Source organism: Colwellia sp. E150_009, assembly GCF_053543955.1.
This window is the reverse complement of record NZ_JBHFOM010000031.1, coordinates 24656-41245: the sequence shown is the minus strand read 5'-3', so window position 1 is coordinate 41245 and position 16590 is coordinate 24656. Positions and strand designations below refer to the sequence as shown.

Annotated in this window: 10 protein-coding genes; 6 read left to right on the top strand and 4 right to left on the bottom strand. The window is 36.4% G+C overall.

Annotation, left to right across the window (positions count from 1 at the left end):
• Nucleotides 1-93: 93 nt before the first annotated feature.
• Both ACE1OF_RS13585 and ACE1OF_RS13580 read right to left on the bottom strand, forming a co-directional pair.
• Nucleotides 94-1686 (bottom strand): ABC-F family ATPase, encoded by a 1593-nt coding sequence (locus tag ACE1OF_RS13585; RefSeq protein WP_448895185.1) that lies wholly within the window; start codon nt 1684-1686, stop codon nt 94-96.
• Between the two features lie 96 nt (nt 1687-1782).
• On the bottom strand, nt 1783-4164 hold the full coding sequence (locus ACE1OF_RS13580; protein WP_448895184.1) for a YgiQ family radical SAM protein: 2382 nt from the start codon (nt 4162-4164) through the stop codon (nt 1783-1785).
• A gap of 270 nt (nt 4165-4434) precedes the next feature.
• On the opposite strand from ACE1OF_RS13580, the gene ACE1OF_RS13575 reads away from it, so the two are divergent.
• Complete coding sequence (locus ACE1OF_RS13575) at nt 4435-6330, top strand: DUF885 domain-containing protein (protein ID WP_448895183.1); 1896 nt, start codon at nt 4435-4437, stop codon at nt 6328-6330.
• A 110-nt stretch (nt 6331-6440) separates the two neighbouring features.
• Here ACE1OF_RS13575 and ACE1OF_RS13570 read toward each other — a convergent pair whose 3' ends face one another.
• Nucleotides 6441-6884, bottom strand: coding sequence for a hypothetical protein (locus tag ACE1OF_RS13570; RefSeq protein ID WP_448895182.1), 444 nt, complete (start codon nt 6882-6884; stop codon nt 6441-6443).
• Between the two features lie 273 nt (nt 6885-7157).
• Here ACE1OF_RS13570 and ACE1OF_RS13565 point away from each other — a divergent pair, with 273 nt between their 5' ends.
• Nucleotides 7158-7820, top strand: coding sequence for a response regulator transcription factor (locus tag ACE1OF_RS13565; RefSeq protein WP_448895181.1), 663 nt, complete (start codon nt 7158-7160; stop codon nt 7818-7820).
• A gap of 24 nt (nt 7821-7844) precedes the next feature.
• On the opposite strand, the gene ACE1OF_RS13560 is transcribed toward ACE1OF_RS13565, so the two are convergent.
• A complete protein-coding gene (locus ACE1OF_RS13560) occupies nt 7845-11399 on the bottom strand; it encodes a PAS-domain containing protein (RefSeq protein ID WP_448895180.1) in 3555 nt (1184 codons plus the stop codon).
• Between the two features lie 263 nt (nt 11400-11662).
• Here ACE1OF_RS13560 and ACE1OF_RS13555 point away from each other — a divergent pair, with 263 nt between their 5' ends.
• From ACE1OF_RS13555 to ACE1OF_RS13540, 4 genes are all read left to right on the top strand, one after another.
• The gene (locus tag ACE1OF_RS13555; protein ID WP_448895179.1) at nt 11663-12700 is read left to right on the top strand and encodes a DcaP family trimeric outer membrane transporter; all 1038 of its coding nucleotides are present in this window, start codon (nt 11663-11665) and stop codon (nt 12698-12700) included.
• A gap of 168 nt (nt 12701-12868) precedes the next feature.
• Complete coding sequence (locus ACE1OF_RS13550; RefSeq protein WP_448895178.1) at nt 12869-13681, top strand: ABC transporter ATP-binding protein; 813 nt, start codon at nt 12869-12871, stop codon at nt 13679-13681.
• Nucleotides 13681-15666: an AMP-binding protein gene (locus ACE1OF_RS13545; protein WP_448895177.1), complete on the top strand. Its 1986-nt coding sequence runs from the start codon at nt 13681-13683 to the stop codon at nt 15664-15666. The genes ACE1OF_RS13550 and ACE1OF_RS13545 overlap by 1 nt, the downstream gene beginning before the upstream one ends.
• Nucleotides 15663-16556: a branched-chain amino acid ABC transporter permease gene (locus ACE1OF_RS13540; protein ID WP_448895176.1), complete on the top strand. Its 894-nt coding sequence runs from the start codon at nt 15663-15665 to the stop codon at nt 16554-16556. The genes ACE1OF_RS13545 and ACE1OF_RS13540 overlap by 4 nt, the downstream gene beginning before the upstream one ends.
• Nucleotides 16557-16590 lie beyond the last annotated feature (34 nt).

Sequence of the window (16590 nt, the reverse complement as noted above, 5' to 3'; positions counted from 1 at the left end):
ATCCTTAATTTTTAATATGATTTTAAAATGTTTTTCTGTTAAGCCCAGAGTAAATTGATTATTCATTTACTCTGGGCGTCTTGATGTTATTACTTATGCTTGGCTTGCTAAGTATTCATCATAAGTCCCTGCAAAATCATTATAACCCTCTGGCGTTATTTCAATAATACGGGTGGCGATAGTTGATACAAACTCTCTGTCGTGACTAACAAATAATAGGGTGCCTTCGTAGGACTCTAGCGCCATGTTTAAAGATTCAATTGATTCCATATCCATGTGGTTAGTTGGTTCATCAAGTACTAAAATATTAGGCTTTTGCATCATTAGTTTGCCAAATAACATGCGGCCTTTTTCACCACCAGAAAGCACTTTAACTGATTTTTTAATGTCGTCAGCAGAGAATAACAGCCTACCTAAATAACCACGAACCACTTGTTCATCGTCGGTTGGTTGACGCCATTGACTCATCCATTCAAATAAGTTCATATCGGTTTCAAATTCATATTCGTGGTCTTGTGCATAATAGCCAATATTAACATTTTCAGACCAGGTATATTCGCCAGACGATAGTTCATAACCCACATCATTCATTAAAGTACGTAAGAATGTTGTTTTACCAATACCATTCTCACCAATAATGGCAATGCGTTCACCTACTTCAATCAATGCTGAAATATTTTTAAGGATAGGTGTGTCATCAAAGCTTTTACATAGGTTTTCTATCACTAAGGCATTACGGAATAATTTCTTTTCTTGTTCAAAGCGAATAAATGGGTTACTACGACTTGAGGCTTTTACTTCATCAAGTTGGATTTTATCTATTTGTTTAGCACGAGAGGTTGCTTGTTTTGCTTTTGACGCGTTAGCTGAGAAACGAGCAACAAAGGCTTGTAATTCACCAATTTGTGCTTTTTTCTTTGCATTGTCTGCTAATAAACGTGCTCGTGCTTGTGTTGCTGCTAGCATGTACTCGTCATAATTACCTGGATAAACACGGAGTTCTCCGTAATCTAAATCAGCCATGTGGGTACAAACACTGTTTAAAAAGTGTCTATCATGTGAAATTATGATCATGGTTGAATCACGGGCATTTAAGGTTTCTTCAAGCCACTGAATAGTATGTATGTCTAAGTTGTTGGTTGGTTCATCTAGTAATAAAATATCAGGATCTGAAAACAATGCTTGGGCGAGTAGAATACGTAATTTAAAGCCTGGCGCTATTTCACTCATCAGGCCGTAATGCTGCGCCACTGGAATGCCCACGCCAATTAATAATTCACCTGCACGAGCTTCTGCGCTGTAGCCGTCCATTTCAGCATATTCAGATTCTAAATCGCCAACGCGCATACCGTCCGCTTCACTCATTTCAGGAAGCGCGTAAATGCGATCACGTTCTTCTTTAACAGCCCATAACTCGGTATGCCCCATAATAACGGTATCAATTACACTTGATGTTTCAAAAGCAAACTGATCCTGACGTAACTTACCTAAACGTTCGCCAGTATCAAGACTAACATTACCTGAAGTTTGCTCTAAATCGCCCCCTAAAATTTTCATAAAGGTCGATTTGCCACAACCATTTGCACCGATTAAACCGTAGCGATTACCACCACCAAATTTTTGTGAAATGTTTTCAAATAAAGGCTTAGCGCCAAATTGTTGTGTTATGTTGTTTGCTGCTAGCATATTATTTCAATTCTCTTAAATTGTATTTTTTAATGAGTTTTACTAGTGACTTTTCACTAATGTTAATTTATTTATCGTGTAAATAATTATTTTTGCTTATTTCTTTTGCTTATTTTTGTTTTTAATTACACGTTGTTCTGACCATATTTCAGTTAAACCTGATTTGAGGTGCTCAGTCTTGTTATTTTTACTGTGTTTAGCTGTTTTTTTACGATCCTTAAATTGATCGTCACTAAAGCGAGTTAATCCTTTTTTACTGGCATTAACATTGTTATTGCTTGTATTATTTCTTTTTTGGCCGGGGCTACTTTTAAAACCTTTAGCGTTATTTTTACCTTGCCGTTTTCCATTAATATGATTGCGTTGCTCGTTACGAGTTTCTCTCGGTACTAAACACGTAGGAGAGGAGCCAATTAATTTACTTAATCCCATTTTAATTAAAGCCGCGCGTATTTCTGGCCAGTTATTTGAATCATGGTAGCGTAAAATAGCTTTATGTAATCGTCTTTGTATTGCACCTTTAGGTACAGCAATTTTACCGTCGTCTTTTGCTAGATTTTTACTGGTAACATTACGTAGTGAATTCAACTCAGTGTGATAGAGCGTTGTAGCATTGGCTAAAGGTGAAGGGTAAAAATTTTGTACTTGGTCTAGTTTAAAATCATTTTCTTTAAGCCATAGTGCCAAATTCACCATGTCTTTATCTGTAGTTCCCGGGTGGGCAGAAATAAAATAGGGAATTAAATACTGTTTCTTACCGGCAAGCTTTGAGTAATGATCAAACATTTCTTTAAATTTGTCATAACTTCCCATGCCAGGCTTCATCATATTGTTTAATGGCCCAGTTTCGGTATGCTCTGGTGCTATTTTTAAATAGCCTCCTACATGATGACTTGCTAATTCTTTAACATAGTCAGGATCTTGTATTGCTAAATCGTAGCGTACGCCAGAGGCTATAAGCACTTTTTTAATACCTTTAACCTTTCTTGCTTTACGGTAAAGTTCAATTGTTGGTGTATGATCTGTATCTAAATGTCCACAAATTGTGGGCCATACACAAGAAGGTTTTCTGCAGGTAGCTTCAGCTTTTTCACTTTTGCAATTGAGTTGATACATGTTGGCCGTTGGGCCACCTAAGTCTGAAATTACGCCTGTAAAACCGGGTACTTTTTCTTTGATATCTTCAATTTCAGCAATAATAGAATCATGTGAACGTGATTGAATTATGCGACCTTCATGCTCAGTAATAGAACAAAAAGTACAGCCGCCAAAACAGCCTCGCATGATATTAATCGATGTTTTGATCATGTCATAGGCTGGAATTTTCGCTTTACCATAACTGGGGTGTGGTACACGCTGATAGGGCAAACCAAATACACCGTCCATTTCATCTTGTGAAAGCGGTTTAGCTGGTGGATTTAGCCAGATAATTCGATTGCCATGAGATTGTACCAAGGGTTTAGCCGATGTTGGGTTGACTTCTTGATGAAAAATACGTGATGCATGGGCATACATTACTTTGTTGTCTTTTACTTGCTCAAAGGTAGGCAAGTTAATATAGGTATTTTCCCAAGGTTTTTCTTTTTTCTTCCATGTTGTATTTTTGCTGTATTTTAACGCTGAAATATTTACAACTTGGGCTGTTTTAGTTACATCTTCTAGTTCGTTAGTTTTTTCAGTCACAGCTGATTCATTTTCACTACAACTTGTTGATGTGATTTCTTCATAAGGATTGGGGATGGGGTCTATTTTCCCAGGTCTATCGATATCCCGTGAATCAATACCTTTCCAGCCTGGCAGAGCGTGGTTAGCAAGAAAAGCACTACCACGAACATTGGTTATGTTTTTTATATCTTCGCCGTTAGCAATACGGTGGGCTATTTCAACAAGCGGACGTTCAGCATTACCATACACCAATAGATCGGCTTTTGAATCAAATAATACAGATTGACGTACTTTGTCTGACCAGTAATCATAATGTGCAATACGGCGTAAACTGGCTTCAATACCACCAATAACAACAGGCACACCTTTAAAAGCTTCTTTGCAACGTTGAGTGTAGGCTGTTACCGCGCGGTCAGGACGTTTACCGCCTTCGTCATTTGGCGTGTAAGCATCATCATGGCGCATACGACGTTCAGCAGTATAACGGTTGATCATTGAGTCCATATTACCTGCGGTAACCCCAAAAAATAAATTGGGTTTACCTAGGGCCATAAATGCCGCTTTTGAGCGCCAGTCAGGCTGTGCAATCATGCCAACGCGGAAGCCTTGAGCTTCTAACATTCTGCCAATGATCGCCATGCCAAAACTAGGGTGATCTACGTAGGCATCACCAGTGACAATAATGATATCGCAGCTATCCCAGCCCAAGGCGTCCATTTCTTTTCTAGACATAGGAAAAAATGGTGCGGTGCCATAGCTTTCAGCCCAATATTTAGGATAATCAAATAAGGCTTGCGACTGTGTATTGCTCATAGATAGGCTCAATTTTTTGGTATTAACTTTTCAGTATTAATAATTGTAGATTACTAGTTAATTATGACAGGCTGAAACTAAGCGCGCGATTATAACAAAAATTCGTGAGTTTTTCTAAGGGAATATCATTTCTTTGGGGGGAGAATTTATTGATATGTCTTAAAAGTAAAATTTTATTTACGGCCTATTGTATGCACTTTGGATTTGTCTATTGTAAATATACAACCCTTTTGTTGTAATCAAAAAACAAAAAGCTTAAAGAGATAAAAAATGAAATTAACATTAATTACCTGCGCGATTGTTTCAGCACTTACTTTATCTGGTTGTAATGGAACGAAAGATACCACATCAGTAGGGCAACTTAGTAAGCCGTCTGTTACTGAACTAGCTAAAATTGAAAATAAAGCACAACAAAATATTAATGTATTATATTCGAAAGCAACACAAATACTTTTTAGTAATAGAGCACCTGAAGCAACAATGTATGGCTTGTCTGTTGACGAAGTAAGTATAAAATTTAATGGTGAATTATCGGATTTTAGTCCAAACAGTGAGGCTGAATTACGTCAAAAACTAGCAAGCTTATCTGCTCAAATTGGTCATTTTAAACAAGCACAGGTAAGCGATGTTGAGTTGGATAATCAAGAAGTGATGGCTGATATAACACAGTATTACGCAGGACATAAAGATTTTTCTATTGGTTATATTGATGGGTGGATGGGATTATCGCCGTTTATTGTGAATCAAATAAATGGTCCATTAATTGATATTCCACGTATCATGCAAAATGATCAGCCTATCACTACAGAGCAAGAGGCACTTGAATATATTAGTCGTTTAAGTAAGTTTGGACAAATGGTTGCAAGCGTAGAAGAAAAGCTTGCTTTTGATGCCGCTCAAAATTGGCTACCACCTAAAAGTACGGTGACAGGGGCAATACGTTATTTGAAGGGGTTTACTAGCGCAGAACCTGAAAAACATGTTTTTGTTCGTAACTTTGTTGAAAAAGTTAATATCATTCCTTCACTTTCAGCAGAGAGAAAAAAACAATTAATAACACAGGTCATCGCGCAAGTGACAAAAGTAGTTTATCCTGCTTATCAATCAATAACGAAAGCAACAGAAAAATTATTAACGAAAGCGAGAAATGAAGCAGGGATTTGGGCGCAACCAAATGGCGAAGCATATTATCAAGAAGCAATTATCCAATTAGGTAATAGTTCATTAACGGCAGATGAAATTCATAAAATTGGTTTAGATGAAGTAACACGCATTAGCAAACAGATGGATTCAATACTTTCAAGTCAAGGTTATAAAGAAGGTACAGTGGGCGAGCGTATGATTGCGTTAACCGAAGAACCACGTTTTTTGTATGATGATTCTAAAGCAGGGCGAGATCAACTGCTTAATGATCTTAATGGGTACATTGATGAAGTTACCCAAAAGATGGCACCCATTTTTAAAACAAAACCAAGTTACAATGTTGAAGTTCGTTCTTACCCAGTAGAAATTCAAGAAGGAGCGCCAGGCGGGCAATATAGTCCCCCTTCTGTCGATGGTTCCAAACCAGGGATTTATTGGATTAATTTACGTGATATGAAAGCGAATCCGACCTTTAGTTTGAAAACATTAACGTATCATGAAGCGAATCCTGGTCATCATTGGCAAATTGCCTTGAATATGGGCCAAGCATCACTTCCATTTTTACGCAGAATAGCACCTTACAATGCTTACGTAGAAGGTTGGGCTTTATATAGTGAACAAGTTGCCAGTGAATTAGGGCTTTATGAAAGTGACCCTTTTGGTGATTTAGGTCGTTTACAGGCTGAATTATTTCGTGCGGTACGTTTAGTGGTTGATACAGGTATGCACCATAAACGTTGGACGCGTGAACAAGCTATTACTTATATGAGTGAAAAAATGGGTAATGCAGAGTCAGATGTCATTGCTGAAATTGAACGCTATATTACTTGGCCAGGACAAGCATTAGGTTATAAACTAGGTATGCTTAAAATTTTATCATTACGTGAACAGGCCAAAGCAGATTTAGGCGATAAATTCGATTTAAGTGCTTTTCATGATGTAGTTCTACTTGGTGGTGCAGTACCTATGGCTGTGTTAGATAGAAATGTGAAACATTGGGTTAAATCACAGTTATCGTTATAACTTAATAGTATTAGCGTGATAAACTAATTATTTAAAAGACTACCAACGACTTTAATTTTTTAAATTATAGTCGTTGGTTCTTACACATAATTTAGCATTGCTGAGTTGTTTTAATGTAAGTGACATTGTTTCATTAAGAAGCAATGTGTTTTACCTAATTTAGCCGAATATTCAAGCTGCGCTATTTCATCTGCCGCAAAGACACTATCTGATAAAATTACTGCTGAACAATTTCCTTTACTTAACACTGATGTAATTTGCTTTAATTCAATTTTTACTCTATTTGTTGCATTACTTTTATAGTTCACCATTAATATTTTTGAAGCATCTATGCCGTGTGTTTTAGCAAGTTGTTCTATTGAATTTTCTTCTGGATTAATAAATAAAACCCATTTTTTTTCTTGCTTATGTTGCTGACAAATAGTGGCATATTGATTAGATAGTTCAAACTGATTTGCAACATTAGTATGCTGTAACCAATTAATATACATTGATTGGTTATTATTATGTGAATCAATTAACATATTGATATTATTGTTATTTATATTAAACATTATTAATTACCTGTATTGTAAATTACGCAAAAACAAATTAACTGTATGTATGTACAGTATCTCTGTTTTGTGTAATATTCAACCTTTATTTTTAATTAATTTCAAATTAGGTTTTTATTAGCGTGTGTATTTAATATGAAATACAAAAATGACACTTCTAGGTAGCAGCTTTAGAAAGATTTTGTTATTGTGTTTCTTATCTAGAAAGTTTTCATCTAACAAGACTTGATCGTTCGAAATAAAACTATAATCGATTAAGCTGTGGGTATAATTATGTATAAAAATATGAAAATAATATTGGCGGATGATCATCCTTTATTTCGTCAAGCGTTAACGCTTACCTTAAAATCACACTTCAGTGATGCCGAAATCTTTGATGCTCAAACCATTCCAGAGCTTGAGCAGCATTTGCAAACAGTAAACGATGCTGATTTATTATTACTTGATTTAGATATTCCAGGCGCACAAGGTTTTAATAGTCTTATTACAATTAGGCGCATGTATCCCAATTTAGGGGTTGTTATCATTTCAGGGTTTGAAGATAAAGAAACTATTCACAAATCAATGAGTTTTGGTGCTGCTGGTTTTATTCCAAAATCTACGCCTGTCTCTGATATGGTGCTTGCTATTAAAGAAGTGGTTAATGGTAAGCTTTGGACGCCTGACGGCGAGTTTAACGGTCATGCTAAAACAAGCATAGCTGAAGATAAAATTGCATCATTAACACCTAAACAACATAAAATTTTATTAATGTTTGCCGATGGTTTATTGAACAAACAAATAGCTTATGAGTTGGGGTTATCTGAATCTACGGTTAAAAGTCATGCCAGCACTATTTTTTTAAAGTTAGGTGTGCGAAATCGCACTCAAGCGGTTATTGTATTGAATGAATTACAGCTCAATCAAAGTGCATTTAATCACGATATGACAGAATAGAAGGTTTTATTATTTGCCTTTTATTTATAAAGTGTTGTGAGAATAATTATTTGCTAGCTCCTTGGTAAGTAATGAACTAATTAAAGCACGTAAGGCGAGGGGTTTAATTATTTTTCTTAAATAACTAATATTATGCAGTTTTGCTAACGACGTAAGGTTCTCATCAGTTGTGGCTGTAATCAGCACGGCAGGTAATGAATATTGGCTCATAAGCCTTAATTGTTCAATAAGCTCTATACCATTAACTTTATCTATTGAGCATTCTCTCAAGCTCTTTTCAGTTAATAAAGTATCCATGTTCAGTGCTAGTTCATCGGGCTTATTCTCGCTAAGTTGGTAATCAACCAATAAAATATCTATTTCGTCTTCGTGCTTTTTATATATAGCTTTTGCCTGTTGTGCTGTTTTTGCAGTGAATACATGGCATTGCCATGTAGATAAGAGTGTTGACATACCGTCAAGTATTGCTTGCTCGTTATCTACACACAATACACCTACACCTTGTAAATTCATACTTGCTGTTGGTTGTGGCTGTTCTGCTTTTATTTTGTATTTTGTGATAGGCACATTAACGCTAAATAAACAGCCATGACCACTTTTAGATTTTAAATTGATTTTATGATTAAGAATGTTTGCTAAACTTTGAGCAATATTCAAACCTAAACCAAGACCTTTCGGACCAACAGAATTTGTACTATTTAGTTGGGTGAATTGCTCAAAAACCTGTTTTTGTTTTTCTAGCGGAATACCTGGGCCATTATCAAACACTTGAATGCTCAATTCATCGCCTTGTCTACGACAGCCTAATAATACTTTATGTATTTTATTCTGTGTGCCTGTGTGCGCATAACGAAATGCATTACTGAGAAAATTTTGTATAATTCTGGCTAATAGAGTTAGATCACTAACAATGAATAATTTACTTGTTTTACAGTGGAATTCAATATTGTACTCATCTGTTAGAGCGCTAAATTCACTTGATAGCATATCGCAGATTTGTTTAACGGAAAATGCTTCAATGTTAGGTTTGATATTACCGCTTTCAATGCGCGCTATTTCGTTAAGATCAAGCAGTAAGCTATTAGCAATTTCTAAAGAGTTATCAATTTGTTTTATTTGTTCACGTACCTCTTTTGAGAGTTTTGGATTTAACGATGCGGATGAAGAAAATAATCGAGCGGCTGATAAAGGTTGAAGTAAATCATGACTACATGCTTTTAAATATTGGCTTTTTTTCACATGAGCCTGTACTGCTCTTTCTTGTGCTTGTGCTAATTCAGCATTAGCTTGCGCAAGCTCTTTGTTTGCTTGTTCTAGCTCTACAGTACGAAAACGCACTCTTGATTCAAGATCCGTGTTTTCTTCCTTTAATACTTTTTCGGTTTGGCGATATTTAGTAATATCTGAAAATATCATTACAAAACCACCACCAGGTATTGGATTACCTTCTATGTGAATATTTTTACCATTTTTTAATTTATATTCAGAGTTATGTCGGCTGCCAGCTTTGATAAACTGAATACGTTTATCAACCTGTTTTGCAATATCTTCTATAAAATAACCTTGTTGACTAAGGTTAAAATGAATTAATTGACTGATAGGGCAGCCAATATAAATAATTTCATCAGGGTAATTAAAAATATCTATATATTGTTTATTCCAAGCCACTAAATTAAGTCCACTGTCAATAACAGAAATACCTTCGCTAACATTCTCAATAGCACTTTGCAATACCGTACGACTGAACTCTAATTGCTGAGTTGAGTTGTCTTCTACTAATTTAGCGACCTGATCAAACGCCATGTTTTGCCCACTAATAGCGAAAGATGTAACTAATTTAGCTGATGCTGAGCCTAATACACGAGCAAGTGTTGTTTCTGCATGAAGTAATATTGCTTCATTAAATTTTTTGTTGTTTTTGTTACCGTGATGACGATGAAATTGCTTAAAGCATTGTTGAGCCTTTTCTTTACCAATAAAACGGGCAAGTAAAAACTCTAACTCAACCAAATCAACTTTAGGTTGAACGGGAAGATTCCATTGAGTATTGCTTCTATCTTTATAAAAAAATTTACTTTGCATTTGCTCTCGAATACTTTGCCTTGTTAATAAGGATACTAGCCAAAGGGAGAAAATGTTTATGACTAATCCAACTAACGTGATAACGGTGGTTTTTGGTAAGTCGCTGTTTAATAAAGGATGATCGTACACACCTAATTGAGGGAGTAAATTAAACAATATCCAAATAGCAAAACCACTACTTATGCCTATCAACACACCAGCAAGCGTGGCTTTGCGCCAATAAAAAGCAACGAATAAGGTGGGGCCTACTTGTGCTATAGCACCAAAAGCAACTTCTCCTAATGAAGACAAGGTATCGGGCGGCGACAACAGTAATAAACCGTAACTCAAAAAAACAACAAATAAAACCAGCGCTTTTCGAATCAGTAAGAGTTGAGATTGAAAGTGGTTAAAATCGTGTTGTTGCTGACGTGAATATTTAAACATTAGCGGAAAGACAATTTCATTGCTGAGCATGGTACTTAAGGCGATTGTTGAAACAATTACCATTGAACTGGCTGCTGATACTGCCCCCAAAAAGGCAAATAAAGATAGCCATGTTTGGCCATGATATGCTGGTAAAAATAATACGTAAGCATCGGCAGCTAATGAATTTCCATAATTTAAATTACCAGCTAAACCAAGTGGGCCAGCAAAAAAGGCAAAAATTAGCACATAAATAGGTAAAAGCCATCTAGCCATGCTACTGGTTTTCTGTTCTTTTATTTCAACAAACATCACTTGAAATTGTCTAGGTAAGCATAAAAAGGCAGACATAACAATAATTAACAGACCAAACATATCCACAAGGCTAGAAAACTCAAACTGTTTATCTAGATTAAGTTGATCTTTTGATAACTCCCAAATAGCTGATGGCGAATCGTAAACAATATAGCAAACGAAAATACCCACCACAAAAAAAGCAATTAACTTCACCAGAGACTCAAAAGCTATGGCAATCATTACGCCTGGATGGCGCTCAGTAATATCAATGGTACGAACGCCAAAAATAATGGTAAATACCGCAAGTATAATGCTGACAATAAGTCCGAGTTGCCAAATGGGTAAATCGGGCGTTTCTTGTAAAATTTGATAGGAATAAATAATAGCTTTTAGCTGCAGTGCTATATAAGGCATAGTACCAATGAGTACAACAATAGTAATTATTACGGCCAAATTTTGAGATTTACCAAACCGTGCTGATAATAAATCAGCGATAGAGGTAATTTTAAGCTGTAAGCTGGTTTTTACAATGCGTTGAATAAAAGGCCAAGCAAAAACAAATAATAAAATGGGAGCCAAGTAAACTGATATATAGGTAAATGAATGATTGGATGCTTGTGCTGTAGTACCTAAAAAGCCCCATGATGTACAGTACACTCCTAAAGAGAGAGCATAAATAATAGTTTGTTGTTTAGCTTTAAGTTTATTTCTGTATTTGCCACCTAAATAAGCAATGAGAAACAATAAGCTGATATAGCCAATGCTAACACAAACTAATAACCAATTTGAAAACATACCCATTCCACAGAACTAATCACTCATTCTAAATTTATCATAATTCAGCCTTAAAACATTCCTATATTTCTAAAACTTAAGTACTAGTACTTATCACCCAGTATTTAATTACGACTAAAGGACTAAGTACTAGGTGCTAAGTCTTATTGCCGATTGTTAGATTTTTGTACTGTTCTATTATGTTTTTGGAAACAGAAAACAAATGAAAAAAAGAACATCAAAATAAATAGAAACAAAAATACATATAACTAGGGGAAACAAAAATGATTACCAAGTCTAAAAATTTATTACTCGCGTCAAGCTTACTTGTTGCAGCTGGTGCTGCCAATGCAGGTTATGACATTAAGTTATCAGAAGACGATAAAATTTCTTTTGGCGGCTACATAAAAGTAGACGCACGTTATGTTGATGGTGATGTAGCCTATAGACCTTATTGGATTGGCACCGGTGCTAAGCTTGATGATAGTGCTTCACAATTCAACTTATTTGCTAACGAAACGCGCTTTAACATGAAGTATACCCATGGTGATGTTATGGGCTTCATTGAAATGGATTTTTGGGGCGGTGGCGGTAACGAAATCGTTTCAAACTCAGCTAATCCACGTATTCGTCATGCGTTTATCAAATACAAAAATGTACTTGCAGGGCAAACTTGGTCAACTTTCATGAACACAAGTGCTATTCCAGAATCAGCTGATTTTGCTGGTGCAACACTAGGTTTAGTCTTCATTCGTCAAGGTCAAATACGTTATACCATGGGTGATTTCCAAGTATCACTTGAAAACCCTGAAACTTGGGGCGGTGATACGGCCAATGACAATGTTCCAGATGTTACCGCACGTTATAACTTAAAAGGCGATTGGGGTAATGTGTCGTTTTCTGCATTAGCGCGTCAATTAAATACAACCCTAGGTAATACTGAAACAGCTATTGGGGCTTCAATTGCTGGTCGTATTAAAACGGTTGGTAAAGATGATTTCAGATTTCAATTCCATCAAGGTGAGTTAGGTCGTTATGTAGGTGCTGCTTTTGCTGCTGATGTTATTGGTGAAGAAGTTGAAGACGTAACAGCATATCTTGCAGCTTACCGTCATTATTGGACAGACACTTTACGAACTACTGTACTTTATGGTGCTGCAGAAGCGGATGTTTCTGGCGCTGATAGAAGTCAATGGGGGGTTAACTTATTCCAAGACTTAACTAAACAATTAGCGGTAGGTGTTGAAGTAGGTAATTTCAAAATGAAAACTCTTGATGCTGATTCGAACTATGCACAGCTTTCATTGAGATATGTACTTTAGTTTTATAGCAAAACCTTGTTGACGTAACAGTTCCCATTTGTTGTTACGTTTTGGAGGGGGATATTCCCCCTCCCTTTTTATGTACAGGATGTACTGTATATCACGGTGAAAGGATATCAAAGAGCGTGTATTACGCATATATTATTTAATTAATTTAGGAGAGTGAGTATGACTGAGTCAATACTCAAAGTAGAACATGTTTCCTTGGCGTTTGGTGGTGTTAAGGCGCTAACCGACGTTAGCTTTGAGGTTCCCCGAGGCTCTGTATTTTCCATTATCGGTCCTAACGGGGCAGGTAAAACATCCATGCTTAATTGTATTTCTGGTCGTTATCGTCCTAACTCAGGCGGTATTATTTTCAATGATCAAAATGTTACTAAGTTACGTCCAAACGATAGGGCAGATCTTGGTATGGGACGTACTTTTCAAAATTTAGCCCTTTTTGGTCATATGTCAGTATTGGACAACATCATGGTTGGTCGCCACCATTTATTGAAAAATAACTGGTTAACAGGGCCATTGTATTGGGCTTCATCTGCGCAGAAAGAAGAACTTGCTCACCGTCGTTACTGTGAAGAAATTATCGACTTTTTAGAAATCTCACATATCAGAAAATCTGTCGCAGGTACTTTATCTTATGGTTTACGTAAACGTGTTGAGTTGGCACGTGCAATGGCACTAAAGCCTGAATTAATTCTGCTTGATGAGCCTATGGCAGGCATGAATTTAGAAGAAAAAGAAGACATGGCGCGTTATATCCTCGATTTAAATGAAGAATTTGGTATCACGGTTGTGATGATTGAGCATGATATGGGTGTAGTGATGGATATTTCTCATAAAGTAATGGTACTTGATTTTGGTAAGAAGCTCATGGCGGGATTACCTGATGAAGTGATGGCTGACCCACATGTTAAACGTGCTTACCTTGGTATAGAAGATGATGAAGTAGATGATATCTATGAAGAACAGGAGGCAAGTTAATGTCGAGCCAATTAAAAATAAATTCATTCAAAGCAAGTAACGATTTTGATATGGGAGAGTTAGATACTTTCCCTAAAATACTCAGACATAATGCTAAAAACTGGCCTAATGATATTTCCATGCGAGAAAAAGAGTTTGGCATTTGGAACGAGTTTACTTGGCAAGATTATGAAAACCGTGTTAAGTGGCTTTCGCTTGCCTTACGAAAATTAGGTGTGCAACCTAAAGACGCCATTGCCTTATTGGGTGATAACCGCCCTGAATGGGTTTGGGGTGAAATTTCAGCTCATGCGATGGGCTGTTATTCCATTGGTATTTTCCAAGATTCATTGCATGAAGAAGTTGTGTATTTACTGAATAAAAGTAATGCGACTGTTGTTATTGCAGAAGATGAAGAACAATGTGATAAATTGATGGAATTAGGTGATGAAATACCCGATGTAAAATTCATTGTTTATTGTGATCCACGAGGTATGCGTAAATATGACGATAAGCGATTAATTAGTATTGAAGATATTTACCAACAAGGCCAAGAAATAGATAAAAAATTTCCAGACTTATATAACGCTTATGTTGATTCAACTCATGCTGATGAAACTGCTATTTATTGTACAACGTCAGGAACAACCTCTAAACCTAAAATTGCTTTTTTAGGTGGTGGTAACTTTGTTAAACACTGTAGTTCTTATTTGCGCGCTGATCCTCGTCAAGCGGGTGATAATTATGTGTCAGTGCTGCCACTGCCTTGGATTATGGAGCAAGTATATGCTGTTGGCCAAGCCTTAATAGCAAGACAAATTGTTAACTTTGTTGAAGAACAAGAAACCTTAATGGCTGATCTTCGAGAAATTGGTCCAAGTTTCGTGTTGCTTGCTCCACGCGTTTGGGAAGGCATTTTAGCGGATGTTAAAGCGAGAATGATGGACTCTACTCCGCTGAAACAAAAGTTATTTGACTATGCATTTGCTATTGCAGAGAAAGCGCAAAACCAAGGGAAACGTTCTTGGTTTGCTGATTTATTGTTGATGAACGCGCTAAAAGATAGATTAGGTTTTACTTTCCTTAAATCGGCTGCAACGGGTGGTGCTGCCATGGGACCTGATACTTTCAGATTTTTCCAAACTATCGGGGTGCCGCTACGTCAATTGTATGGTCAAACAGAGCTTTGCGGTGCATACACTGTACATCAAGCTGATGATGTAGATTATGACAGTGTAGGTATTGCTTTTGATAATGCCGAAGTGAAAGTTATTAATGCTGATAAAGAAGGTGTTGGTGAAGTTATCGCGAAAACAGTGGGTATGTTCACTGGGTATTTAGATAACCAAGAAGCTTACGATGAAGATGTCATTGATGGTTGGATGCATACAGGTGATGCTGGATATGTTAAGCCTTCAGGTCATTTAGTGATTATTGACCGTATTAAAGATTTGGCAAAAACCAGTAACGGTGTTCAGTACTCGCCGCAATATATTGAAAACAAATTGAAATTTTCATCCTTCATTGGTGAAGCTGTGATCTTAGGTAAAGATAAACCTTATTTAAGTGCGCTAATTTGTATTCGTTTTTCTATTGTATCTAAATGGGCAGAACAACAAGGTTATGGGTTTACTAATTATACCAGCCTTGCTTCATTACCTGAAGTTTATCAAAAGCTTACAGATGAAGTTAAAAAAGTAAATGCAACCTTACCAGACGCTCAAAAAATTAATAAATTTATCTTATTGTATAAAGAACTAGATGCTGATGATGGCGAATTAACGCGTACCCGTAAAGTTCGTCGAACTGTTATTGCTGATAAATATGGCGACATTATTACTTCAATTTATGACAACAAAGAGAAGGTGGATGTTGATACGGTTATTACTTTCCAAGATGGCGGTAGCTCACGTATTCAAACTCAACTTAAGGTTGCAACGTTAATTGAAAACGATGGTCGTGCAGTGTCGAAACCTAACAACTCATCACAGAGGAAAGCATCATGAATTTTGAACTCTTACTTCAATTAGTCACCAATGGACTTATTGTTGGTTTGCTATACGGCGTTATCGGTATGTGTTTTGTATTGGTGTATAAATCAACACAAATCGTTAACTTTGCCCAAGGTGAATTTTTACTTGTTGGTGCTTGGGTTTGTTGGGCATCGCTAATTTATCTAGAACTGCCATTTTTTGTTGGGTTTTTACTAACACTAGTTTTTATGGCTGGTTTTGGTGTTTTACTACAAATGATTGTTCTCAGACCTATGATTGGTGAACCGATTATCTCTGTGATCATGGTTACTATTGGTTTATCAATATTTTTCCAAGCCCTGATGAAATGGATATTTGGTGTTTCACCTCAAAGTTATCCGCAGGTATTTGATACTCAAAATATAAATATTTTTGGCTTAAATATCGAAATGGCTTATTTAATGAGTACGATTATTGCGCTGTGTATCATGGTTGCCTTCTTCTTATTCTTTAAGTATTCAAGACATGGTTTAGCTATGCGTGCCACTGCTTTTGATCAACAAGTATCGCAAAGTTTAGGCATATCCGTAAAACATGTGTTTGCGATGAGTTGGGGGATTGCAGCGACAGTATCAGGCACTGCAGGTGTGGTAATTGGTATGGTTAATGGTGTGTCAGATTCACTGTCAATCATGGGTATTAAAGTTTTCCCAGCGGTTATTCTTGGGGGATTGGACTCTATTGTGGGTGCTATTGTAGGTGGTATTACTATTGGTGTTTTAGAGAATGTTGCTGAATTTTTTGATAGTCAATATCTTCATGTGGGCAATATGTATGACATCGCACCATTTTATGTGTTGTTAATTATTCTTTGGTTCAAACCATACGGTTTATTTGGCACGAAAGATATTGAGCGTATATAACGCCAATTAACAGACAATAACAATTATTTAGGAG